Here is a 22,484-nt window from a genome sequence, read left to right as displayed (position 1 = left end):
ATATTGATGATCAAGGAGAATAAGATGGAAGTCATTAAACGTAGTGGTGAAGTTGTAGAATTTGATCCAGATAAAATCTATCAAGCTGTTTTGAAGGCAGCACAAACAGTCTATGTCTTGACCGATGATCTTCGCCAAAACTTGGCGCAAGTGACTAAAAAAGTTGTGATGGATTTGGAAGAAGCGAAAGTGGAACGTGCCACAATCAGCATGATCCAATCAATGGTTGAGCACCGTTTACTTGGTGCTGGTTATATTACCATTGCTGAACACTATATTTCTTATCGTTTGCAACGCGATTTGGAACGAAGTGGCTATGGAGACCACATCGCTGTTCACTTGCACTTTGAGCAAATTCGCTAAAATAAGAAACGAAGTTACGGGTGTAGCTTCGTTTTTTTAAGAAAAAATGGGGAGCAGTTTTAAAAGAAAATACTGTATTTCATGGTATAATAGATAGGATTGAATGTTGAAAGGATGTCATATCATGGCGATTATTCAATGGTTTCCTGGACATATGTCCAAAGCTAGAAGACAAGTACAAGAAAATATTAAATTTGTGGATTTCGTGACAATTTTGGTGGACGCTCGTTTGCCTCTATCAAGTCAAAATCCTATGTTAACAAAAATTGTTGGTGATAAGCCTAAGCTGATGATTCTGAACAAGGTAGACTTGGCAGATCCTGTCGCTACAAAAGAATGGCAGGAGTATTTTGAGTCACAAGGGATCAAAACTTTGGCTATTAACTCTAAAGAGCAATCTACGGTTAAAAAGGTTACAGATGCTGCTAAGTCTTTGATGGCCGATAAAATTGCCCGTCAGAAGGAACGAGGGATTCAAATTGAAACCCTTCGGACCATGATTATCGGGATTCCCAATGCTGGTAAATCAACGCTGATGAACCGCTTAGCAGGGAAAAAGATTGCTGTTGTTGGAAATAAACCAGGGGTGACCAAGGGGCAACAGTGGTTGAAAACCAATAAGGACCTCGAAATCTTGGATACCCCAGGGATTCTTTGGCCAAAATTTGAAGATGAAGAAGTGGCCTTGAAGCTCGCCTTAACAGGAGCAATTAAGGACCAGTTGCTTCCAATGGATGAAGTGACCATTTTTGGCCTCAACTATTTTAAAGAGCACTACCCTAAAGAGTTACAAGAACGCTATAAGCAAATGAAATTAGATCAGGAAGCGCCTGAAATCATTATGGAGATGACTCAACGCTTAGGTTTCCGAGATGATTATGATCGCTTCTACAGTTTGTTTGTCAAGGATGTACGTGATGGTCGTTTGGGTCGCTATACCCTTGATCGTGTAGGTGAAGTAGATGCCAACGATTAAAGAAATCAAAGAGTGTTTGTCAACGATTGATAGGCTAGATCATCCCTTATTTGAAGAGTTGATCCTTGATGGTCGAGCGGGCGTTCAAGCGGCTATCAGCAAACGAAAACGCGAACTCCAAAAACAAGTAGACGAAGATTTGCGTTTGGAAAAAATGCTAGCCTATGAGAAAGAACTTTATGCTCAAGGGATTCATCTTATTGCAGGTGTTGATGAAGTAGGGCGAGGCCCTTTGGCTGGCCCTGTCGTCGCAGCAGCCGTCATTCTGCCTGAAAATTGTAAGATTCCAGGTTTAAACGATAGTAAGAGAATTCCAAAATCGAAGCACCATGCTATTTACCAAGCGGTTTTAGATCAGGCTCTCTCTGTCGGGATTGGGATAAAAGATAATCGGGTCATTGATCAGGTTAATATTTATGAAGCAACCAAATTAGCCATGCTTGAGGCTATTCAAGAATTGGACCCTCAACCTCAACACCTCTTGATTGATGCTATGAAATTGGACCTCCCTATTTCTCAGACATCCATCATCAAAGGAGATGCTAATTCTCTGTCTATCGCAGCTGCTTCTATTGTGGCGAAGGTGACACGAGATCAGATGATGGCAGCCTATGACCAAAAGTATCCAGGTTATGATTTTGCTCAGAATGCGGGGTATGGGACAAGCAATCATCTTGAGGGCTTGGAAAGACATGGGGTCACGCCTATCCATCGTCGAAGCTTCGAACCCATTAAGTCCATGACGGATCTTGACTAGGAGGGAAGGAAATGCTATTAGCCTTTGATATTGGAGGAACCTTTATTAAATATGCCTTAGTGGATGAAGCCTATCAGGTGAATGATTCCTCTAAAGTTCCGACACCAGCTACTATTGAGGAATTCTGGGAAGCTCTTGAGCGCGTGATTTGCTTGTTCCAGAATCGAATCACTGGGATCGCCATCTCTTGTCCGGGTGAAATCAATAGTCGACTGGGATTTGTCTTTAAAGGTGGCCTCGTTCCTTATTTAAGGAATATTCCTTTAGCTTCTCGTTTAAATAAGACTTTTCAAGTCCCTGTGACCGTCCTCAACGATGGGGATGCTGCAGGCTTGGCAGAAGCACGAATTGGAAACCTCCAGGATTGTGATTGTGGCGCAACCTTTGTGTTAGGAACTGGGGTAGGCTTAGCCTTGACTTCCAACGGTTCCTTAATTTCCACCTGGAATCTCAAGGATTATCTTCGTTGGCCAAGCTTAGGGGAGAAGCAAGTGACTCCTGAACAAAAGCAATATCAGACCGAGATTTTGCGACATGGGATTTCCAGTTTGGTTCAAAATTTAGGCTCTGCAGTCAATTTTGTGGCTAATGCTAGTCGACTCCTAGAATTGCCTGAAGAAGATGGAGTTCAAGTTTTTGAAGTCCTTGAAGCTGGTTATCATGAGGAATTGCAAGACTTATTTGCTTCTTATTGTCGAGAAATTGCGATCCTAATCTATAACCTTCAGTCTTTGGTTCGGCTTGAAAAAGTGACGATTGGTGGGGGAATTAGTAGTCAACCCCTTCTTTTAGAAGAGATTAACCATCAGTATAAAAGCCTGATGGAGGAAAGTGGGGAGCAACGATTTTCTTTAGTAGAGATTCAAGCAGCTCGTTACCACAACTCAAGTAATCTTTTGGGGGCAGTTTGTCATTTTAACATCTTAGAAAATCATTAAAAAGTTCTATTTTTAGAGCTTTTTTTGTTTTCTTTTACGAATATTATAAATAGATAGTAGAAAAAGAGGTTTACGAATGAAGAAATATGAACTTTATAAATTAAAGGTTGCTGGCCTGTCAAATCTACAGGTTTTTAACATTGTCAATTACTGGGAAATGAATGGGGAGTGGCCCTCTTTAGAATTAATGGCAAAAATTGCAGGTTGTCGCAATCAAACACTATTTATGGAACGGTATATCCGGATTGATGACAAGGTCTTGAGAGAAGAGTTCAAGGAGTTCGATTCGATTTCCATTATGGATCCGGAATATCCTGAAGAACTTCTCTGGATGCATAACCCACCTGTTTTGTTGTTTTACTCAGGCAATATTGATCTTCTTAAACAGCCGAAGATAGCAGTTGTGGGAAGTCGATCCTGTAGCCGCACAGGGATTCAATCCGTCGAGAAAATCATTAACGAGTTAAATAACGAATTGATTGTGGTGAGCGGATTAGCCAAGGGAATTGATGCTGCGGCCCATTATGCTGCAATTCGAAATGGAGGAAAGACAATTGGAGTGATTGGTACTGGCTTAGATGTTTTCTATCCTAGATCCAATAAACAATTGCAGAAGTACATGAGTGGGAGTCATTTAGTGTTAACAGAATACGGTCCTGGACAAGGCCCTCAAAAACATCATTTTCCAGAACGCAATCGGATTATTGCTGGGCTTTCTAGAGCAGTGATTGTGGCGGAAGCGCGGATGCGGTCTGGAAGTCTGATCACCTGCGAGCGTGCTATGGAAGAAGGGCGAGATGTCTTTGCTATTCCTGGTTCGATCTTGGATGGACGTTCAGATGGCTGTCACCACCTCATTCAAGAAGGTGCAAAGCTGGTCACCAGTGGAAAAGATGTCCTAGATGAGTTTGAATTTTAAAATGAGTTTTCCTATAGGAGAACTTCACGGTTGACATCCCGAAAAAAATAGTTTACACTCTATGAGGTTTATTACAAAATAGAGGTAAAAAAGTGGCTACTAAAACAAAAAAGAAAACCACAACAACTAAAAAGAATTTAGTCATCGTGGAGTCTCCTGCGAAAGCGAAGACGATTGAGAAGTATCTTGGTAGAAATTATAAGGTCATGGCCAGCGTGGGTCATATTCGTGACTTGAAAAAATCTACCATGTCTATTGATTTTGAGAACAATTACGAACCAGAGTACATCAATATTCGCGGAAAAGGTCCTTTGATTAATGATTTGAAAAAAGAGGCTAAAAAAGCCAAACAAGTCTTTCTCGCAAGTGACCCGGACCGTGAAGGAGAAGCTATTTCTTGGCATTTGGCGCATATTCTTCAGTTGGATAAGGAAGATAAGAACCGCGTTGTTTTCAACGAAATTACCAAGGATGCGGTAAAAAATGCCTTTCAAGAACCCCGTAAGATTGATATGGATCTGGTAGATGCTCAACAAGCTCGCCGTGTCTTGGACCGGATTGTTGGGTACTCCATCTCACCAATTCTATGGAAAAAGGTGAAGAAGGGACTTTCGGCTGGTCGGGTGCAATCCGTTGCTCTTAAATTGATTATTGACCGGGAGGAAGAAATCAATGCTTTCCAACCAGAAGAATATTGGACAATTGATGGAACCTTTAAAAAGGGGACCAAGCAATTCCAAGCCAATTTCCATGGAATGAATGGCAAGAAGATGAAGCTTCAAAACCAGGAGGATGTGAAAGCTGTACTTTCGCACCTCGATGGGAAAGAGTATATCGTTGAAAAGGTTGAGAAGAAAGAGCGCAAACGTAATGCGCCGCTTCCTTACACAACTTCTTCCATGCAGATGGATGCAGCCAATAAGATTAACTTCCGTACACGTAAGACCATGATGGTGGCCCAGCAATTGTACGAAGGAATCAATATTGGATCTGGTGTTCAAGGTTTGATCACGTATATGCGTACGGACTCGACTCGGATTAGTCCAGTTGCTCAAAATGAAGCAGCTAGCTTTATCGTTGATCGATTTGGAGACAAGTATTCTAAGCATGGTAGCAGGGTTAAGAATGCTTCTGGTGCTCAAGATGCACACGAAGCCATTCGTCCTTCTAGTGTCTACAATACGCCTGAGAAAATTGCCAAGTACCTAGACAAGGACCAGCTTAAGCTCTACACCTTGATCTGGAATCGTTTTGTGGCTAGTCAGATGACGGCAGCTGTTTTTGATACCATGAATGTCCGTTTGGCGCAAAATGGGGTTCAATATACAGCAAATGGTAGTCAGGTGAAGTTTGACGGCTATTTGGCGATCTATAATGATTCGGACAAAAATAAGATGCTACCGGACATGGAAGAAGGGGACACCGTCACTCAGGTCAACAGCAAACCTGAACAGCACTTTACTCAACCACCAGCTCGTTATTCTGAAGCGACCTTGATTAAGACTTTAGAAGAAAATGGTGTTGGTCGTCCTTCAACCTATGCACCGACCATTGAGACCATTCAAAAACGCTATTACGTGAAGCTTGTAGCCAAACGCTTCGAGCCAACCGAATTAGGGGAAATCGTCAATAAACTGATTGTTGAATTCTTCCCAGACATCGTCAATGTGACCTTTACCGCAGAGATGGAAGGGAAGCTAGATGATGTCGAACTCGGGAAAGAACAGTGGCAAAAGGTCATTGATTCCTTCTACCAACCATTTAAAAAAGAAGTAGCCAAAGCTGAAGAGGAAATGGAGAAAATCCAAATCAAGGATGAGGCTGCTGGATTTGACTGTGAGGTTTGTGGAAGTCCGATGGTCATCAAGTTGGGTCGATTCGGTAAGTTCTTCGCTTGTAGCAATTTCCCTGATTGCCGTCATACGCAAGCCATCGTCAAGGAGATTGGTGTGGAATGTCCAGACTGTCACCAAGGCCAAATCATCGAGCGTAAAACCAAGCGGAATCGTCTCTTCTATGGCTGCAATCGTTACCCAGACTGCGAATTCACCTCTTGGGACAAGCCAATTGGCCGTGATTGTCCAAAATGTGGTCACTACCTAGTTGAGAAAAAAGTTCGTGGTGGCGGTAAGCAAGTCGTATGTAGCAACGGCGACTACGAAGAAGAAAAAGTAAAATAAGATTTTAGAATCATGCGATGTCTATTATAACAGCAATTTTAATAAATGTCTGTTATAATAGACATTTTTGTTTTTTTTCGTTATAATAGACACAAGGAGGTGGGCTTATGTATCTTGCTTTGATTGCAGATGTTATTGATTCTAAAATGGTTCAAGAACGTTTTGACCTGCAAAAACAGTTAGAAAAAACGCTTCAAACGATGAATGAACTATTTGGAGAATTCTTAGCATCTAGTTTTACCTTGACCCTGGGTGATGAGTTTCAGGCGCTCTTAAAGGTGGATGCTCCGGTTTTTCAAATGATCGATACCCTGCGTTCTTTACTAACTCCGACTCAACTTCGTTTCGGGATTGGTCTTGGGGAGATTGTAACGGATATTGATCCTTTACAAAGTATCGGTGCGGATGGGCCAGCCTATTGGAATGCACGCGCCGCCATCAATCTGGTTCATCAGAAAAATGACTATGGCAATACCCAGATTTATTTTTTAAGTGGGAAGGAAAAGCAAGACTTCTTTGTGAATGCCCTCATCGCTTCCGGGGAAGCAATTCGTTCGGGTTGGCGTGGCAGTCAGGAAGAAATCCTGCTAGATCTTCTTAAGAGATGTGTATATAGTGAGAATTTTAGTCAGCAGGATTTGGCCCAATCGCTGGAGATAAACCCCAGTGCTCTCTCTAAACGGCTGAAAAGTAGCAGTATCCGTGTTTACTTACGGGGGCGAGCAGCAGCACTAGCGAGTATTCAAAGTTTAGCGAAAGGAGAGGCTTATGACAGGATTATCTAGTATCGTAACAAATCCATACTTGCTTCTCTTGTTGAGTTGTCATTTGTTGTCTGATTATTATTTTCAAAGTCAAAAGATGGCGGACCACAAGGATCAGGATAAGAAGGTGCTCGGGCTTCATATTCTGTATGTAGCTCTGCCTCTATTCGTCGTTTCCCTCTGTCATCTGGATTTGTGGTGGATTTGCTTGATCATTTTGCTGACTCATGCAGGGATTGATTACGGAAAACCTTGGGTGCAGAAGCAATTGAATGTAACAGCCGCATGGACTTTTGCATTGGATCAAGTCTTGCATGTCGGTATCATTAGTTTCCTAGTCCTTTGGGGAGCTAAAAATGGCACGACTTATTTACCTATTGACAGTTTAAAGCTAATCTTTTATGTCCTCCTAGTGGGAAAACCGACCAATATCGTCTTTAAAATTCTTTTTGCTAAGTACCAGCCGACGATGGAGGAGAAAATGGATACCATCACTGGGGCTGGTTCCATGATTGGCTTCTTAGAGCGGTTGATTATCGGTGCCTGTCTCGTCTACGGCCAATTTGCTTCTATCGGTCTGGTCTTTACGGCCAAATCCATCGCCCGCTACAATAAAATTTCGGAGAATCCAGCCTTCGCAGAGTATTATTTAATCGGGTCCTTATTCAGTATCCTATCAGCCCTCTTTGCTGCTTGGTTGTGTCTATAAGAAAACAAATAACAGACTTAGGTCTAAGACAGGAAGGAAAACCCTCCCTGTCTTTTTACTTGGCTTTCTGGTATAATGGACCAAGTAGAAAATTAGAAAGATTTGTGGGTGTCTAACAGTCTAGTGGGGTGGTTTGGATACCCAAAGAGGTATTAGTGTCATGTCTCAATCTTATATCAATGTCATCGGTGCAGGCCTTGCTGGCTCGGAAGCAGCTTATCAGATTGCCCAACAGGGTATTCCGGTCAAGCTTTACGAAATGCGGGGAGTCAAATCTACTCCACAACACAAAACAGACAACTTTGCTGAGTTAGTCTGTTCCAACTCTCTCCGAGGGGATTCTCTAACCAATGCTGTCGGGCTCCTCAAAGAAGAAATGCGTCGTCTGGGGTCTGTCATCCTTGAAGCGGCTGAAGCGACTCGTGTACCAGCTGGTGGAGCACTGGCAGTGGACCGGGAAGGCTTTGCTAGTCGAGTAACGGAAAAGGTATCCCAACACCCACTCATTGAAGTGATTCGCGATGAAATTACAGAATTGCCGACAGACGCGATCACAGTCGTCGCAACGGGCCCTCTAACCAGCGATGCCTTGGCGGAAAAGATCCACGAGCTCAATTGTGGCGATGGCTTCTATTTCTATGATGCAGCAGCTCCAATCATCGATGTCAATACCGTCGATATGAACAAGGTTTACCTCAAGTCTCGTTATGACAAAGGAGAAGCGGCTTATCTCAACTGTCCCATGACCAAACAAGAGTTTATGGACTTCCATGAGGCTTTGGTGAATGCGGAAGAAGCCCCGCTCAACTCTTTTGAAAAAGAAAAGTATTTCGAAGGTTGTATGCCAATTGAAGTCATGGCCAAACGAGGCATCAAAACCATGCTCTATGGTCCTATGAAACCAGTTGGTCTCGAGTATCCAGATGACTACAAAGGACCTCGTGATGGGGAGTTTAAGACCCCTTATGCGGTAGTCCAATTGCGCCAAGACAATGCAGCTGCTAGCCTCTACAATATCGTTGGCTTCCAAACTCACCTTAAATGGGGCGAGCAAAAACGAGTCTTTCAAATGATTCCTGGTTTGGAAAATGCGGAGTTTGTGAGATATGGCGTCATGCACCGTAATTCTTACATGGACTCTCCAAATCTGCTTGAACAGACTTACCGTTCTAAGAAGCAAGCCAACCTCTTCTTTGCGGGGCAAATGACAGGAGTAGAGGGCTATGTCGAGTCAGCGGCTTCAGGTTTGGTGGCTGGGATCAATGCGGCACGTCTTTTTAAAGGAGAAGAAGCAGCGATTTTCCCAGAAACAACAGCGATCGGAAGTTTGGCTCACTATATTACCCATGCCGACAGCAAGCATTTCCAACCCATGAATGTCAACTTTGGAATTATCAAGGAACTAGAAGGTCCACGCATTCGGGATAAAAAGGAACGGTATGAGAAAATTGCCGAACGTTCCTTGCAAGATCTGGCTACATTTATTGGAAAATAAAGTCAATCACTGAAAAAGTTTGGAGAAATCCAGACTTTTTCTTCTAAAAATGGTATAATAAATAAAAATTTAGAATATAGAGAGTTTTCTGACAATGAATAAATCCTACTTTTATTTAGAGATGAAGACACACGAGTTGAAAGTGCCTTATACCGGAAAACTCCGTCGTGTGCGAGTCTTATTACCTAAGAATTATGAAACAGATACAGATCGTCGCTACCCTGTGGTTTATTTCCACGATGGGCAAAACGTTTTGTATAGCAAGGAAGCCTATGCGGGTCATTCTTGGAAGGTCATTCCAGCCATCAAGCGAAATCCAGACATTAGTCGCATGATTGTCGTTGCCATTGATAACGATGGTTTGCAACGGATGAACGAGTACTCTGCCTGGAAGTACAAGGAGTCCAATATCCCTGGTATGCAATTTGGTGGCAAGGGTGTCGAGTATGGGGAGTTTGTCATGGATGTCGTCAAACCCTTTATCGATCAAGAATATCGAACCCTTGCTGATAGAGAACATACAGCCATGATTGGATCTTCGCTTGGTGGGAATATCACCCAATTCTTGGGCCTAGAGTACCAAGACCAAATCGGTTGTCTGGGAGTCTTCTCCTCTGCTAACTGGTTGCACCAAGAGGCCTTTGACCGTTATATCGAGCGGAAGAATCTCTATGCAGATCAACGGATCTACATCTATGTGGGGACTGAAGAGGCGGATGATACAGACAAAACGTTGATGGCGGGGAATATCAAGCAAGCCTATATTGACTCATCCCTTCGGTACTATCATGATGTCATTCAACAAGGGGTTGCTTTGGAAAATATTGCCATTCGGATTCAATCTGGGGCTATTCACCACGAAGAAGCCTGGGCCGAGCATCTACCAGAATGCCTTCGTTTTTTGGCAGAAAAATGGGATTAATAGCCTGTAAATAAAGAAATAAAGAGAAAGAGGGAACTTATGAATATTGAACATTTAAGCCACTGGAGTGGCCAACTCAACCGCGAAATGTATCTGAATCGCTATGGACATGCAGGAATTCCTGTTGTGGTCTTTGCTTCATCAGGTGGGAGCCATAACGAGTACTATGACTTTGGTATGATTGATGCTTGTGCTCAGTTTATCGAAGAAGGTCGGGTTCAATTCTTCACCCTTTCGAGTGTCGATAGTGAAAGCTGGCTTTGTGATTGGAAAAATCCTCATGATCGAGCAGAGATGCACCGTGCTTACGAGCGCTATGTGATTGAAGAAGCCATTCCTTTCATCAAGCACAAAACAGGCTGGTTTGATCCGATGATGACCACTGGTTGTTCTATGGGAGCCTACCACGCGCTCAATTTTTTCTTGCAACATCCAGATGTCTTCAACAAGGTTGTAGCTTTGAGTGGTGTCTATGACGCTCGTTTCTTTGTTGGTGAATTTGGTGGCGATGAAGCCATTTACCAAAATTCTCCATCTGATTATATTTGGCATCAAAATGACGGCTGGTTTATTGACCGTTACCGTCAGGCGGAAATCGTCATTTGTACCGGTCTTGGAGCTTGGGAACAAGATGGCCTACCATCTTTCTACAAACTAAAAGAAGCCTTTGACCACAAAAATATTCCTGCATGGTTTGCTGAGTGGGGCCATGACGTCGCTCACGATTGGGACTGGTGGCGCAAGCAAATGCCTTATTTCTTAGGTCAGATGTATTTATAAGCTAAAAAGGAGGAGACCTCTATGAATTATCTTGTTATTTCACCTTATTATCCGCAAAACTTTCAACAATTTACCATCGAGCTGGCTAACAAAGGCATTACTGTCTTAGGGATTGGTCAGGAGCCTTATGAACAGTTAGACGAGCCATTGCGCAATAGTTTAACAGAGTATTTCCGAGTTGATAACATGGAAAACTGGGACGAAGTGAAGCGAGCAGTAGCCTTTCTTTTCTACAAACACGGGCCAATCGATCGCATCGAATCCCACAATGAATACTGGTTGGAATTGGATGCAGCGCTTCGTGAACAATTCAATGTCTTCGGTGCCAAACCAAAAGATTTGAAGAAAACCAAGTTTAAATCAGAAATGAAAAAACTCTTCAAGAAAGCTGGAGTCCCAGTCGTTCCGGGTGCAGTGGTCAAAGCCGAAAAAGACATTGACAAGGCTGTGAAGAAGATTGGGTTGCCATTAATCGCCAAGCCTGACAATGGGGTAGGAGCAGCAGCAACCTTCAAGCTTGAAACAGCAGAAGATGTGGACCATTTCAAAGCTGAATGGGATGGACATACTGAGTACTTCTTTGAGAAATTCGTCACTTCTAGTGAGATTTGTACCTTTGATGGTCTGGTCGATCGCGATGGCAACATTGTCTTCTCAACGACTTTTGACTATGCCTATACGCCACTTGACTTAATGCTCTACAAGATGGACAATTCTTATTATGTCCTAAAAGAGATGGATCCAAAATTGCGTCAATACGGGGAAGCAATTGTTAAAGCTTTTGGCATGAAAGAACGTTTCTTCCACATTGAGTTCTTCCGTGATGGGGATGACTATATTGCGATCGAGTATAATAATCGTCCTGCGGGTGGCTTTACCATCGACGTCTACAACTATGCTCACTCGATTGATTTGTACCGTGGCTATGCAGCCATCGTAGCCGGAGAACCATTCCCAGCTTCTGAATTTGAACCCCTATATTGCTTGGCTACTTCACGCCGTGCCAATGCAGCTTATGTCCTTTCTGAGGATGAAGTTTTAGCTAAATACCATGACCAATTCCGCGTGAAGAAAGATATGCCTGCTGCCTTTGCCGAGCTTCAAGGGGATTATCTTTACATGTTAACAACTCCAAGTCGTGAAGAGTTAGAACAAATGATTCATGACTTCGGCCAACGCCATCAATAAAATATTCCGATAGGTCTTCCCTATCGGTTTTTTGCTTATCCATAATAAAAACAACTTTGTGAATCTTTTATATAACAGTTTGGAAATTCATATCTATCAGTATTCTAGACGGATTAGTTTGTGAAAGGAAATGAGCATTTATTTTGACAGTGTTTTCATAGTGAGATAGAATAAAATAGAATGAATAATTGCTTAGAAAGGCGAAATAATGGCAACATTAGATAAAAGTCTCTTATTGGATATGTTCCGTAAAATGGAAGAAATCCGTCGCATGGACTTAAAAATTGCACAGTTAGTAAAAAAAGGGAAAGTGCCAGGGATGACGCACTTTTCTGTTGGGGAAGAAGCAGCTAACGTTGGAGCGATGTTGGCTTTAAACGACGATGACCTGCTAACTTCAAACCACCGTGGACATGGACAAGCCATTGCTAAAGGAATCGATTTGAATGGCATGATGGCAGAAATCCTTGGTAAGTATACCGGTACTTGTAAAGGGAAGGGTGGCTCCATGCACATCGCCGACCTGGATGCAGGTAACCTTGGTGCCAACGGTATTGTTGGTGGAGGTATGGGGATTGCAGTAGGAGCTGCTCTTACTCAACAAATGCATAAGACTGGTAAGATTGTTGTCTGCTTCTTTGGGGACGGCGCAACCAACGAAGGTGTCTTCCACGAAGCAGTGAATATGGCTTCTATTTGGAATCTTCCGGTAATTTTCTATTGTATCAATAACGGTTATGGAATCTCTGCTGACATCAAAAAAATGACCAATGTCAAGCATATCCACGAGCGTAGTGCTGCTTACGGCATTCCTGGAATGTTTATTCCTGATGGAAACAATGTTATCGATGTCTATGAAGGATTCCAAAAAGCTGTTGAACACGTCCGCTCTGGTAAAGGTCCTGTCTTGATTGAAAGTGTCACTTATCGTTGGCTTGGTCACTCATCTTCAGACCCTGGTAAATACCGGACCCGTGAAGAAGTCGAAGAGTGGAAGAAGAAAGATCCAATCGAAAACCTTCGCAAGTATCTCCTTGAAAATGAGATTGCGAGCGCAGAAGAATTGGATCAGATCCAAGAAGAAGTAAAAGAAGCAGTGGAAGCTTCAGTGAAATTTGCGGAAGAAAGCCCATTCCCTCCACTCGAATCAGCTTTCGAAGATATTTACGCAGACTAAGGGGGAGTAGAGAATTATGGAAACTAAATTAATGTCTTTCCGCGATACCATTATCCTTGCTATGTCTGAGGAAATGCGTCGCGACGAAAATGTATTGTTGATGGGGGAAGATGTCGGAGTTTTCGGTGGAGACTTCGGAACTTCAGTAGGAATGCTTGAGGAATTCGGTCCAGAACGTGTTCGTGACTGTCCAATTTCTGAGGCTGCGATTTCAGGTGCGGCAGCAGGGGCAGCCATGACCGGACTTCGCCCAATCGTTGATATGACCTTCATGGATTTCTCAGTAATTGCCATGGATGCTATTGTCAACCAAGCTGCGAAGACGCGCTACATGTTTGGTGGAAAAGGGCAAGTACCGATGACCGTTCGCTGTGCTGCTGGTAACGGAGTTGGTTCTGCAGCTCAACACTCCCAATCTTTGGAATCATGGTTCACCCATATTCCTGGTTTGAAAGTTGTTGCTCCAGGAACTCCAGCGGATATGAAAGGGCTACTCAAGTCTTCTATCCGTGATAACAACCCCGTTATCATTCTTGAATACAAATCAGAATTCAACCAAAAAGGGGAAGTGCCAGTTGATCCAGACTACACGATTCCACTTGGTGTCGGAGAAATCAAACGCGAAGGAACTGACGTCACTGTCGTAACCTACGGGAAAATGCTTCGTCGCGTGATGCAAGCAGCTGAAGAATTGGCAGAAGAAGGCATCTCAGTAGAAGTAGTAGACCCACGGACCTTGGTCCCACTCGATAAAGAGATCATCATTAATTCTGTCAAGAAGACAGGAAAAGTAGTCCTTGTCAATGATGCCCATAAAACAAGTGGCTATATCGGTGAAGTTTCAGCTATCATTTCTGAATCAGAAGCATTTGATTACTTGGATGCACCGATCCGCCGTTGTGCGGGGGAAGATGTGCCAATGCCTTACGCACAAAACCTTGAGAATGCAATGATCCCAACAGTTGAAAGTATCAAAGAAGCCATTCGTAAAACGTATAACAAAGAATAATACATAACATAAATTATGTAACATATTCGTGGTTTTATCTTTCATTTTGAAATAGAAAAAATGCGACATGAGTGAGTCGAATCGATGATATTCGACGAACGAATTAGTAAGTCTACTAGGTTGACCGCCTTATAACGGCAACCGTAGCAACTTGAGATACGTGTGTATCCAAGTTGCTTGTAGAATTGAACTCGGGCTAAAGTCTGGGTGAAAAAGATAAACTTTCCTAGAAACTAAAGTTTCTTCGTCAAGTTTCCTATTTTCACTTTGACTTTTGACGCCCTTAGTATCTTGTAACTGAATCCGGACGGAGGACTGTGAAAAAAAGATAGATTTCCTCGTGTTCATCGAACACAGCGTCAATCTCCTATTTTTTCTTTGTCCTCTACGTCCTTAATATCTTATATTAGAGCACGGGCTAAAAGCTCGGAAAAAAGATAAATCTCCTTTACTTCATCGAAGTCTGCGTCGATTTCCTATTTTTCGGTCGCTTTTAAACGCCCTTTGCATCATAAATAGAATAGGAGAGGTCATGGCTGATGATAAGCTAAGAGCGACTCCTGCGGCTAGAAAATTAGCGGATGATCTTGGGATCAACCTCTATGATGTTTCTGGTTCAGGCGCAAACGGTCGTGTCCACAAAGAAGACGTGGAAACATATAAAGACACAAATGTGGTTCGCATTTCACCACTTGCAAAACGAATTGCATTAGAACACAATATTGCTTGGCAAGAAATCCAAGGAACTGGTCATCGTGGCAAGATCATGAAGAAGGATGTCCTTGCTTTCCTTCCTGAGAATATTGAGAAGGATACCATTAAGTCACCTGCTCAAATTGAGAAGGTGGAAGAAGTTCCTGATAACGTGACACCTTATGGGGAAATCGAGCGGATTCCGATGACACCAATGCGTAAGGTGATTGCTCAACGGATGGTGGAATCTTACTTGACTGCACCTACCTTTACATTGAACTATGACGTCGATATGTCTCAAATGTTGGCGCTTCGTAAGAAGGTTTTGGATCCAATCATGGAATCAACTGGCAAGAAAGTCACTGTTACAGATTTGCTTTCACTAGCAGTTGTTAAGACTCTTATGAAATACCCATACATCAATGCTTCATTGACGGAGGATGGCAAAACCATCATCACTCACAACTACGTCAACTTGGCTATGGCAGTTGGGATGGAGAATGGATTGATGACACCGGTTGTCTATAACGCAGAAAAGATGACCTTGTCAGAGTTGGTCGTAGCCTTCAAGGACGTTATCGGACGTACCTTGGACGGTAAATTAGCCCCAAGCGAATTGCAAAATTCAACCTTTACTATCAGTAACTTGGGGATGTTTGGTGTTCAATCTTTTGGACCGATTATCAACCAACCAAACTCTGCCATTCTTGGGGTTAGCGCAACGGTTGAAAAACCAGTTGTAGTTAATGGTGAAATCGTCATTCGTCCAATCATGAGCTTGGGCTTGACCATTGACCACCGCGTTGTCGATGGTATGGCTGGTGCCAAATTCATGAAAGACTTGAAAGCCTTGATTGAAGACCCGATTTCAATGTTGGTCTAATCAACGAGAGAATAGAAACAAGAAAAAGAGGGAAATAAAATGGCCTTAGAAGTAATTATGCCAAAAGCCGGCGTAGATATGACCGAAGGACAAATCGTTCAGTGGAATAAAAAAGTCGGCGAATTTGTAAAAGAAGGAGAAGTTCTCCTTGAAATCATGACAGACAAAGTCAGCATGGAATTGGAAGCAGAAGAAGATGGGTACTTAATTGCTATCCTAAAAGGGGATGGAGAAACTGTTCCTGTTACTGAAGTAATCGGTTATCTTGGTGAAGAAGGGGAAAACATCCCAACCGCTGGAGCAGCTGCACCAGAAGCAAGTCCAGCACCAGCTGCAGCAAGTGCTTCAAACGATGACAATAAGAGCGATGACGCTTATGATATCGTAGTAATCGGTGGGGGCCCTGCTGGTTACGTATCTGCTATTAAGGCAGCTCAATTGGGTGGTAAGGTTGCTCTTGTTGAGAAATCTGAACTTGGTGGAACGTGCTTAAACCGTGGATGTATCCCAACTAAAACTTACCTCCACAACGCTGAAATCATTGAAAATATTGGTCATGCAGCAAACCGTGGTATTATCATTGAAAATCCAAGTTTCTCAGTAGATATGGATAAACTTTTAGAAACTAAATCTAAAGTTGTTAATACCCTTGTTGGTGGTGTTGCAGGGCTTCTTCGCAGCTACGGAGTGGATGTTCACAAGGGTATCGGTACCATTACGAAAGATAAGAATGTCTTGGTCAATGGTTCTGAATTGCTTGAAACGAAGAAAATTATTCTCGCTGGTGGTTCTAAAGTCAGCAAGATTAACGTTCCTGGTATGGAATCATCCCTTGTCATGACCAGTGATGATATCCTTGAAATGAACGAAGTTCCAGAAAGCCTCGTGATCATCGGTGGCGGGGTTGTCGGTATCGAACTTGGTCAAGCCTTCATGACCTTTGGTTCAAAAGTTACGGTTATCGAAATGATGGACCGTATCGTTCCAGCTATGGATGCGGAAGTATCTAAGAACCTTCGCTTGATCCTTGAACGCAAGGGTATGACAATCTTGACGGATACGAAATTGCAAGAAATCATTGAAGAAGATGGCAAACTCCGTATCAAGGTTGAAGGAAAAGATGATATCATCGCAAACAAAGCTCTTCTTTCAATCGGTCGTGTTCCAGATCTTGAAGGAATCGGTGAAGTTGAGTTTGAATTGGATCGTGGACGGATCAAGGTTAATGAATACATGGAAACGTCTGTTCCAGGTATCTATGCGCCAGGTGACATCAACGGTACTAAGATGTTGGCTCACGCTGCCTTCCGTATGGGTGAAGTAGCGGCCGAAAATGCTCTTAAAGGAAATCATGCTGTTGCCAAATTGAACTTGACGCCTGCAGCCATCTACACACTTCCAGAAGTCGCAGCTGTTGGTTTGACAGAAGAACAAGCTCGTGAGAAATACGATGTTCAAATTGGTAAGTTTAACTTTGCGGCGAACGGTCGTGCCATTGCATCAGATGCGGCTCAAGGATTCGTTAAAGTTATTGCAGACAAGAAATACGGTGAAGTTCTTGGGGTTCACATCATTGGTCCAGCAGCAGCTGAATTGATCAACGAAGCTTCTACCATCATTGAGATGGAAATCACTGTAGAAGAAATGCTCAAGACTATTCATGGTCACCCAACCTTCTCAGAAGTAATGTACGAAGCCTTTGCGGATGTACTCGGCTTGGCTGTTCACTCACCTAAGAAGAAATAATACTATTCTTTCAACTAAATTTTCTTAAAGTAGTACGGACGGCAGCGACCTCTCTTAGAGTTCCATGCCTAAAAATTGAGCCACTTGTCTCAATTTTTCCGAGAAATGTAACGAGTTATCGTTACATTTCTTTTTACTACTTCAGAAAATTCAAGTGAAATTCAACTATTTCTGTCTAATGCTTATCTTACTATGAGTAGGATTTATAAAACGAATTTTTGGAATTACTATGAAATACATTATTAATTATTCAAATGATACTGCTTTTAATATCGCTTTTGAAGAATATGCCTTCAAACACCTTTTAGATGAGGATCAAATCTTCCTTCTTTGGATTAACAAACCTTCGATTATCGTTGGTCGTCACCAAAATACCATCGAAGAAATCAACCGTGACTATGTTCGGGAGCATGGGATTGAAGTGGTTCGCCGGATCAGTGGTGGTGGGGCTGTTTACCATGATTTGAACAACCTCAACTACACCATCATTTCAAAAGAAGATGAAAACAAGGCCTTTGACTTTAAGAGCTTTTCAACTCCCGTGATCAACACCTTAGCTCAACTTGGAGTGAAGGCTGAATTCACAGGTCGTAACGACTTAGAGATTGATGGCAAGAAATTCTGTGGAAATGCCCAAGCTTACATCAATGGTCGGATTATGCACCATGGATGCCTTCTTTTTGACGTTGATTTGTCAGTCCTTGCCAATGCTCTCAAGGTGTCTAAAGACAAGTTTGAGTCTAAAGGGGTTAAATCCGTTCGTGCTCGTGTGACCAATATCATCGATGAGTTGCCAGAAAAAATCACGGTTGAAGAGTTCCGTGACTTGCTTTTGGACTACATGAAGAAAGAATACCCCGAGATGACAGAATATGTCTTCTCGGATGAAGAATTGACTGAAATTAATCGTATCAAGGAAACCAAGTTCGGTACCTGGGATTGGAATTATGGAAAGTCTCCTGAATACAATGTCCGTCGTGGCACAAAATTCCCAAGCGGTAAGGTGGAAATCTTCGCTAATGTCATTGAATCAAAAATTCAAGATATCAAGATTTACGGTGACTTCTTTGGTATCGAAGATGTTGCAGCAGTAGAAGATGTTCTTCGTGGCGTTAAATACGAACGTGAAGACGTCCTCAAAGCCCTTCAAACCATTAACCTAGGTCGTTACTTCGCAGGTATCACTGCAGAAGAAATTGCTGAAGCAGTGGTGGAATAAAGTCGTAAGAGATTCGCAGAAGCGGGTCTCTTTTTTGAAACTAGTTTCACATAGAAATTGTTGTTTTACTAAGGATTTTGTAGTATAGTAAAGGTGGAAAAATGTATTCGATTACAAAAATATAAATATGATTTTTTAATACTCAGTAACTACTAAACAACGAAATTAATTGACTAGCTAGGTATTACTTTCCTTTTCTGCTTTAGAAAGTGTGATGATATGAAACGTGTCTTTATTGTTTTATCAAACCTTTTCATCTCTAGCTTTTTGATTTGGATTGCCTTTATTTCTCCAAATACGGTTATCCACAGCAGTCTTCCGGTAGTAGGTGTGCTGAGACGAGAAAAGAGCGTCACATATGAAGACTTATCTTCTAGTTTAGACCGTTTGGCAAGGGAAAATCATAGTATAATTGCCCGTCAGATACAAAGAACAGATTCTAAAGGGCAGGTTGTTTTCACCTATGATATCTACGGAGAGGGAAAACTTCCTCTTGGAATTAAAAGAGAGAAGAAAGAACTGGCTGCCAATGAAAGCCTGGTAGTGAATTATTATGTATTATCAGGTGAATTAGAAACTGAAAAGCTGGATCAAACGCTTCATACTCTTGGTTTCTCACAAACTTTTATAGAGAAACCAAATCCTCTGCAGACCTTTATTGCCTTTTTTGGCTCAGGTTCACAATCACTTGCCTTGGTTATTTTTATCATTAGTTTTAGCGCTTTGACTATTATACAAAAAACACTTGAAATGAGAAGCGCTGGGATTCGATATATCTCAGGAATGAGACGCTTGCAGCTTTTTGGACATTCCTTAAAAGATGATAGTATAGAGTTGCTTTTGGGATGTATTGTCGCAAGTATAATGGGTGCGATTTTGATTTATTCTTTCCAATTAACACCTTTTACCTATTCCGTCATCATTTCAAGTAGTATCATTTACAATGGGATGTTACTTATTTTATCTGCTATCTTATCCTTCATTTTTGCATATAGTATTCAAACAATGCATTTAGTCACCCTTCTAAAAGGGAGAGTTCCATTAAAGCGCATTTTGGTTTTCCTCTTTATTTGTCAATTTCTTGCAATCACTGTCATTGGTCTCTCAATTCATCGTGTCAGCATCTATGGCTCTATCTGGCAGACTTATCAAGAGGGAAGTGAGGCTTGGTCTAAACAGTCGAACTGGGTTCAAATTGGTGTCACTCGGGAGGATTTTTCACAGAAAACAAACAAAGAGACGCAAATTGAGAACAGAGCAAAATGGTCTAAGCTCATCGAGTCTGGTATTGAAAATGGTGGTCTTTTAGCTTATCATAATCTCGTATCTTTTAGTTCAAAAGGAGTTATGACGGATCCTAGTACAGGTAAAGAGTTTTCCATCACAGATTACGATCCTCTTGCACGAACTCTCTATGTAACTCCAAATTACCTCGAAATCCAAGGTGTTCCAGTTTCTCCTGAAGAAAAAGATCACTTAAATCACTTAAAAGCAGGAGAATTTGGTCTCTTACTTCCGGAAAAATTAAAAGGTCGAGAAGAGGAGATGATCAAACGATATGAAGATTATCTATCTCCTCGAGATGATCAAGGAAATATCACCTTATCAATGAAGGCGCAGGTAACGTATATTCCGAATCATCAAAAACGCTTTATCTACAACAACACACCAATCAGCTATAAGCAATTCTTTACAGATCCTGTTTTAGTGGTTATACAACCTGAAAGTTTTGGAGGTTATGAGAATCCATATTTCACCCACCTAAATTCCTACCTTTATTTTAATGGGCTTCAGAATAGTAAGAAGCTAGTCGCTGAGTATAATCTTGAAAAAAGTGTTAGTCAGTACGACTATGCAGTGGACGTTTACCAGCAAATGGCCCAAAACATACAAATAGAAAATCTCATGGCGATTGCAGGAGGAGTCTTTGGTATAGCAACCTCTGTTCTTCTTTTTAACACTATGAATTTCCTATATTTTGAAGAGTTTAGAAAACAAATCTTCTTGAAGAAGATTGCAGGTCTGGGATTTGTAAACATTCACCAAATGATTTTGCTCTCAGAAAGTAGCCTCTTGCTATTAGGAAGCCTCTTGGTATTCATTCTCACTTCGGAATGGTGGATTGCTCTTGTCACTCTCTTTCTATTTATTACTAATGCTTGGTTCATTCTCCTGTACCGGTCTCATAAAGAAGACCACTTGTTAGCCACTGTACTGAAAGGAGCCTAATATGATTAGCGTAGAACATTTAACCAAATCATTTGGCCAACGAACGGTCTTTCAAGATTTGAGCTTGCAATTTACAGAAGGTAAGGTCTATGCTCTGATCGGAAATAGTGGGTGTGGTAAAACAACCTTGCTTAATATCTTGGCGAAGATAGAGCCTTATGAAGAAGGGAATATAAGCTATCAAGGGCAAGAACTGAAACAAATCAAACAGCATCACTTCTTTAAGCGTGAATTAGGTTATCTCTTTCAAAACTTTGGCCTACTTGAAAACGAAACGATCGGTAAAAATTTAGATTTGGGATTGATTGGTCAAAAATTAACGAAAAAGGAGAAGAAGCAGCAAGAAGAAGAAGTACTCAAAAAAGTAGGACTGGCTTACCTTTCTCTGGATCAAAAGATTTATGAATTATCGGGGGGAGAGGCGCAACGTGTCGCATTAGCTAAAGTTATTTTAAAAGATCCACCTTTGATTTTAGCGGATGAACTAACTGCAGCACTGGATCTAGAAACCTCACAAGAGGTGATGGACTTGCTCTTAATGTTAAAGAATCAAGAGCGTATAATCATTATTGCAACCCATAATCCAGTAATTTGGGAAAAAGCTGACGAAGTGGTAAAACTCAACTAGTATATGGCTGAAGAATGGTAGGATCTTCTGTATTATCTTTTATAGTTAGCTATTCATGAGGTAAGAGCTGTTGAAGAAAAAAGATTATGTCAAACAAAAATGTTTAAGATTTTTCATCAAAAGTTAGTTCATGACAAGGCCTCTTTTCTTGATATTCAAAAATAATGAGAGTAGAATATAGAGGAAATCTGAACAAAAAAGGGGATCATATTCGATGATGAAAATTCCAGTTGAAAATCTTGGTCTATTTGAACAGTTAGATCGTATAGTAGTGGCTTTTTTTAGAAAACAACAACCTTCCAGTCCTTATGATTTGAATGTCAGTATTACACAAGGACACCTTGACCAGAAAAAGCAAGAGCTCGAACCATTAGGCTATCAAGCTGTCCAACTACCATTAGGAATGGCTTTAGATAATATCATCCAGCAACCTCATTATAAAGATTTGATCCTTGGCGGACTTGCTCCCGACGAAATTATAGTCAGCAAAGAAGAATTAATGCCTTTAAAAGATATTGTGGATAGTTTTTGTATTATGTACGCTGCAGCGAATAACAGACTGGAAAATAGTAAGGCTTATGAATTAATGAAAGATAAGACGGTTTATTTTATTGGTAAACTATTTACAGATTTTCCAAAAGCCGGTGATGAAATTGCTTATTTAGGAATTGATCGAACAGCGAGCGATGGTACACCATATGAAGCTGTTAAATGCTTTCTAACGAAAGAGAGTGCAGAGAAGTTCAATGGTGAAAAAAGACCTGTCACCCCTGCAAACTTGGCCTATCTAAAATCATTCTGGGGAAAACCAGTTATTATTGAACCACACCGTAATTATTGGATCGAATTTTTATAGAAAGTATAAAAGAGCGGTAGACATTCAAAAAATCTATCGCTCTTTTTAAAACT

General features: G+C 41.6%; 20 protein-coding genes. All 20 read left to right on the top strand.

The window, feature by feature from the left end; genetic code table 11:
• The first annotated feature begins 24 nt into the window (after window positions 1-24).
• The 20 genes from ACOXXR_RS04975 (at window position 25) to ACOXXR_RS04880 (ending at window position 22,431) form a co-directional block, all read left to right on the top strand.
• On the top strand, window positions 25-363 hold the full coding sequence (locus ACOXXR_RS04975; protein ID WP_006597242.1) for an ATP cone domain-containing protein: 339 nt from the start codon (window positions 25-27) through the stop codon (window positions 361-363).
• Between the two features lie 124 nt (window positions 364-487).
• Window positions 488-1,339: a ribosome biogenesis GTPase YlqF gene (gene ylqF, locus ACOXXR_RS04970; RefSeq protein ID WP_048715962.1), complete on the top strand. Its 852-nt coding sequence runs from the start codon at window positions 488-490 to the stop codon at window positions 1,337-1,339.
• Window positions 1,326-2,096, top strand: a complete 771-nt coding sequence (locus ACOXXR_RS04965) for a ribonuclease HII (RefSeq protein ID WP_129822075.1) — start codon at window positions 1,326-1,328, stop codon at window positions 2,094-2,096. Before ylqF ends, ACOXXR_RS04965 begins: the two co-directional genes overlap by 14 nt.
• 11 nt (window positions 2,097-2,107) lie before the next feature.
• Window positions 2,108-3,034, top strand: a complete 927-nt coding sequence (locus ACOXXR_RS04960) for an ROK family protein (protein ID WP_048715966.1) — start codon at window positions 2,108-2,110, stop codon at window positions 3,032-3,034.
• A gap of 76 nt (window positions 3,035-3,110) precedes the next feature.
• A complete protein-coding gene (dprA, locus tag ACOXXR_RS04955) occupies window positions 3,111-3,953 on the top strand; it encodes a DNA-processing protein DprA (protein ID WP_445278183.1) in 843 nt (280 codons plus the stop codon).
• Between the two features lie 92 nt (window positions 3,954-4,045).
• Window positions 4,046-6,133 (top strand): type I DNA topoisomerase, encoded by a 2,088-nt coding sequence (gene topA / locus ACOXXR_RS04950; RefSeq protein WP_445278182.1) that lies wholly within the window; start codon window positions 4,046-4,048, stop codon window positions 6,131-6,133.
• Between the two features lie 107 nt (window positions 6,134-6,240).
• A complete protein-coding gene (locus ACOXXR_RS04945; protein ID WP_445278181.1) occupies window positions 6,241-6,918 on the top strand; it encodes a SatD family protein in 678 nt (225 codons plus the stop codon).
• Window positions 6,902-7,606 (top strand): DUF3307 domain-containing protein, encoded by a 705-nt coding sequence (locus ACOXXR_RS04940; RefSeq protein WP_048715974.1) that lies wholly within the window; start codon window positions 6,902-6,904, stop codon window positions 7,604-7,606. Before ACOXXR_RS04945 ends, ACOXXR_RS04940 begins: the two co-directional genes overlap by 17 nt.
• A 160-nt stretch (window positions 7,607-7,766) precedes the next feature.
• Window positions 7,767-9,101 (top strand): methylenetetrahydrofolate--tRNA-(uracil(54)-C(5))-methyltransferase (FADH(2)-oxidizing) TrmFO, encoded by a 1,335-nt coding sequence (gene trmFO, locus ACOXXR_RS04935; RefSeq protein WP_445278180.1) that lies wholly within the window; start codon window positions 7,767-7,769, stop codon window positions 9,099-9,101.
• A gap of 94 nt (window positions 9,102-9,195) precedes the next feature.
• Complete coding sequence (locus ACOXXR_RS04930) at window positions 9,196-10,023, top strand: alpha/beta hydrolase (protein ID WP_414256475.1); 828 nt, start codon at window positions 9,196-9,198, stop codon at window positions 10,021-10,023.
• Between the two features lie 39 nt (window positions 10,024-10,062).
• Window positions 10,063-10,803: an esterase family protein gene (locus ACOXXR_RS04925; protein WP_445278179.1), complete on the top strand. Its 741-nt coding sequence runs from the start codon at window positions 10,063-10,065 to the stop codon at window positions 10,801-10,803.
• A gap of 21 nt (window positions 10,804-10,824) precedes the next feature.
• A complete protein-coding gene (locus ACOXXR_RS04920) occupies window positions 10,825-11,991 on the top strand; it encodes an ATP-grasp domain-containing protein (protein ID WP_445278178.1) in 1,167 nt (388 codons plus the stop codon).
• Window positions 11,992-12,199: 208 nt separating this feature from the next.
• Window positions 12,200-13,168 carry a thiamine pyrophosphate-dependent dehydrogenase E1 component subunit alpha gene (locus ACOXXR_RS04915; protein ID WP_195611183.1) on the top strand — a complete coding sequence of 323 codons (969 nt, stop codon included), beginning with the start codon at window positions 12,200-12,202 and terminating at the stop codon, window positions 13,166-13,168.
• Between the two features lie 16 nt (window positions 13,169-13,184).
• Entirely contained in the window at window positions 13,185-14,177 is a 993-nt protein-coding gene (locus ACOXXR_RS04910; protein WP_445278177.1) for an alpha-ketoacid dehydrogenase subunit beta, read from the top strand.
• Between the two features lie 532 nt (window positions 14,178-14,709).
• A complete protein-coding gene (locus ACOXXR_RS04905) occupies window positions 14,710-15,753 on the top strand; it encodes a dihydrolipoamide acetyltransferase (RefSeq protein ID WP_445278176.1) in 1,044 nt (347 codons plus the stop codon).
• 39 nt (window positions 15,754-15,792) lie between these two features.
• On the top strand, window positions 15,793-17,499 hold the full coding sequence (lpdA, locus tag ACOXXR_RS04900; RefSeq protein ID WP_215194491.1) for a dihydrolipoyl dehydrogenase: 1,707 nt from the start codon (window positions 15,793-15,795) through the stop codon (window positions 17,497-17,499).
• Between the two features lie 229 nt (window positions 17,500-17,728).
• Entirely contained in the window at window positions 17,729-18,718 is a 990-nt protein-coding gene (locus ACOXXR_RS04895; RefSeq protein WP_445278175.1) for a lipoate--protein ligase, read from the top strand.
• Between the two features lie 219 nt (window positions 18,719-18,937).
• The gene (locus tag ACOXXR_RS04890; protein ID WP_445278174.1) at window positions 18,938-20,947 is read left to right on the top strand and encodes a DUF1430 domain-containing protein; all 2,010 of its coding nucleotides are present in this window, start codon (window positions 18,938-18,940) and stop codon (window positions 20,945-20,947) included.
• A gap of 1 nt (window position 20,948) precedes the next feature.
• Window positions 20,949-21,575, top strand: a complete 627-nt coding sequence (locus tag ACOXXR_RS04885; protein ID WP_445278173.1) for a putative bacteriocin export ABC transporter — start codon at window positions 20,949-20,951, stop codon at window positions 21,573-21,575.
• A gap of 214 nt (window positions 21,576-21,789) precedes the next feature.
• Window positions 21,790-22,431, top strand: coding sequence for a hypothetical protein (locus tag ACOXXR_RS04880; protein ID WP_445278172.1), 642 nt, complete (start codon window positions 21,790-21,792; stop codon window positions 22,429-22,431).
• The last annotated feature ends 53 nt before the right edge of the window (window positions 22,432-22,484 follow it).

It is taken from the genome of Streptococcus sp. KHUD_013, assembly GCF_052588545.1.
This window is presented reverse-complemented; position numbering and strand designations above follow the sequence as displayed.

Bases quoted from the DNA above. Each gene is read 5' to 3' on its own strand.
- ACOXXR_RS04975 (WP_006597242.1), top strand. From the start codon at position 25: ATGGAAGTCATTAAACGTAGTGGTGAAGTTGTAGAATTTGATCCAGAT.
- ylqF (WP_048715962.1), top strand. From the start codon at position 488: ATGGCGATTATTCAATGGTTTCCTGGACATATGTCCAAAGCTAGAAGA.
- ACOXXR_RS04965 (WP_129822075.1), top strand. From the start codon at position 1,326: ATGCCAACGATTAAAGAAATCAAAGAGTGTTTGTCAACGATTGATAGG.
- ACOXXR_RS04960 (WP_048715966.1), top strand. From the start codon at position 2,108: ATGCTATTAGCCTTTGATATTGGAGGAACCTTTATTAAATATGCCTTA.
- dprA (WP_445278183.1), top strand. From the start codon at position 3,111: ATGAAGAAATATGAACTTTATAAATTAAAGGTTGCTGGCCTGTCAAAT.
- ACOXXR_RS04945 (WP_445278181.1), top strand. From the start codon at position 6,241: ATGTATCTTGCTTTGATTGCAGATGTTATTGATTCTAAAATGGTTCAA.
- ACOXXR_RS04940 (WP_048715974.1), top strand. From the start codon at position 6,902: ATGACAGGATTATCTAGTATCGTAACAAATCCATACTTGCTTCTCTTG.
- trmFO (WP_445278180.1), top strand. From the start codon at position 7,767: ATGTCTCAATCTTATATCAATGTCATCGGTGCAGGCCTTGCTGGCTCG.
- ACOXXR_RS04930 (WP_414256475.1), top strand. From the start codon at position 9,196: ATGAATAAATCCTACTTTTATTTAGAGATGAAGACACACGAGTTGAAA.
- ACOXXR_RS04925 (WP_445278179.1), top strand. From the start codon at position 10,063: ATGAATATTGAACATTTAAGCCACTGGAGTGGCCAACTCAACCGCGAA.
- ACOXXR_RS04920 (WP_445278178.1), top strand. From the start codon at position 10,825: ATGAATTATCTTGTTATTTCACCTTATTATCCGCAAAACTTTCAACAA.
- ACOXXR_RS04915 (WP_195611183.1), top strand. From the start codon at position 12,200: ATGGCAACATTAGATAAAAGTCTCTTATTGGATATGTTCCGTAAAATG.
- ACOXXR_RS04910 (WP_445278177.1), top strand. From the start codon at position 13,185: ATGGAAACTAAATTAATGTCTTTCCGCGATACCATTATCCTTGCTATG.
- ACOXXR_RS04905 (WP_445278176.1), top strand. From the start codon at position 14,710: ATGGCTGATGATAAGCTAAGAGCGACTCCTGCGGCTAGAAAATTAGCG.
- lpdA (WP_215194491.1), top strand. From the start codon at position 15,793: ATGGCCTTAGAAGTAATTATGCCAAAAGCCGGCGTAGATATGACCGAA.
- ACOXXR_RS04895 (WP_445278175.1), top strand. From the start codon at position 17,729: ATGAAATACATTATTAATTATTCAAATGATACTGCTTTTAATATCGCT.
- ACOXXR_RS04890 (WP_445278174.1), top strand. From the start codon at position 18,938: ATGAAACGTGTCTTTATTGTTTTATCAAACCTTTTCATCTCTAGCTTT.
- ACOXXR_RS04885 (WP_445278173.1), top strand. From the start codon at position 20,949: ATGATTAGCGTAGAACATTTAACCAAATCATTTGGCCAACGAACGGTC.
- ACOXXR_RS04880 (WP_445278172.1), top strand. From the start codon at position 21,790: ATGATGAAAATTCCAGTTGAAAATCTTGGTCTATTTGAACAGTTAGAT.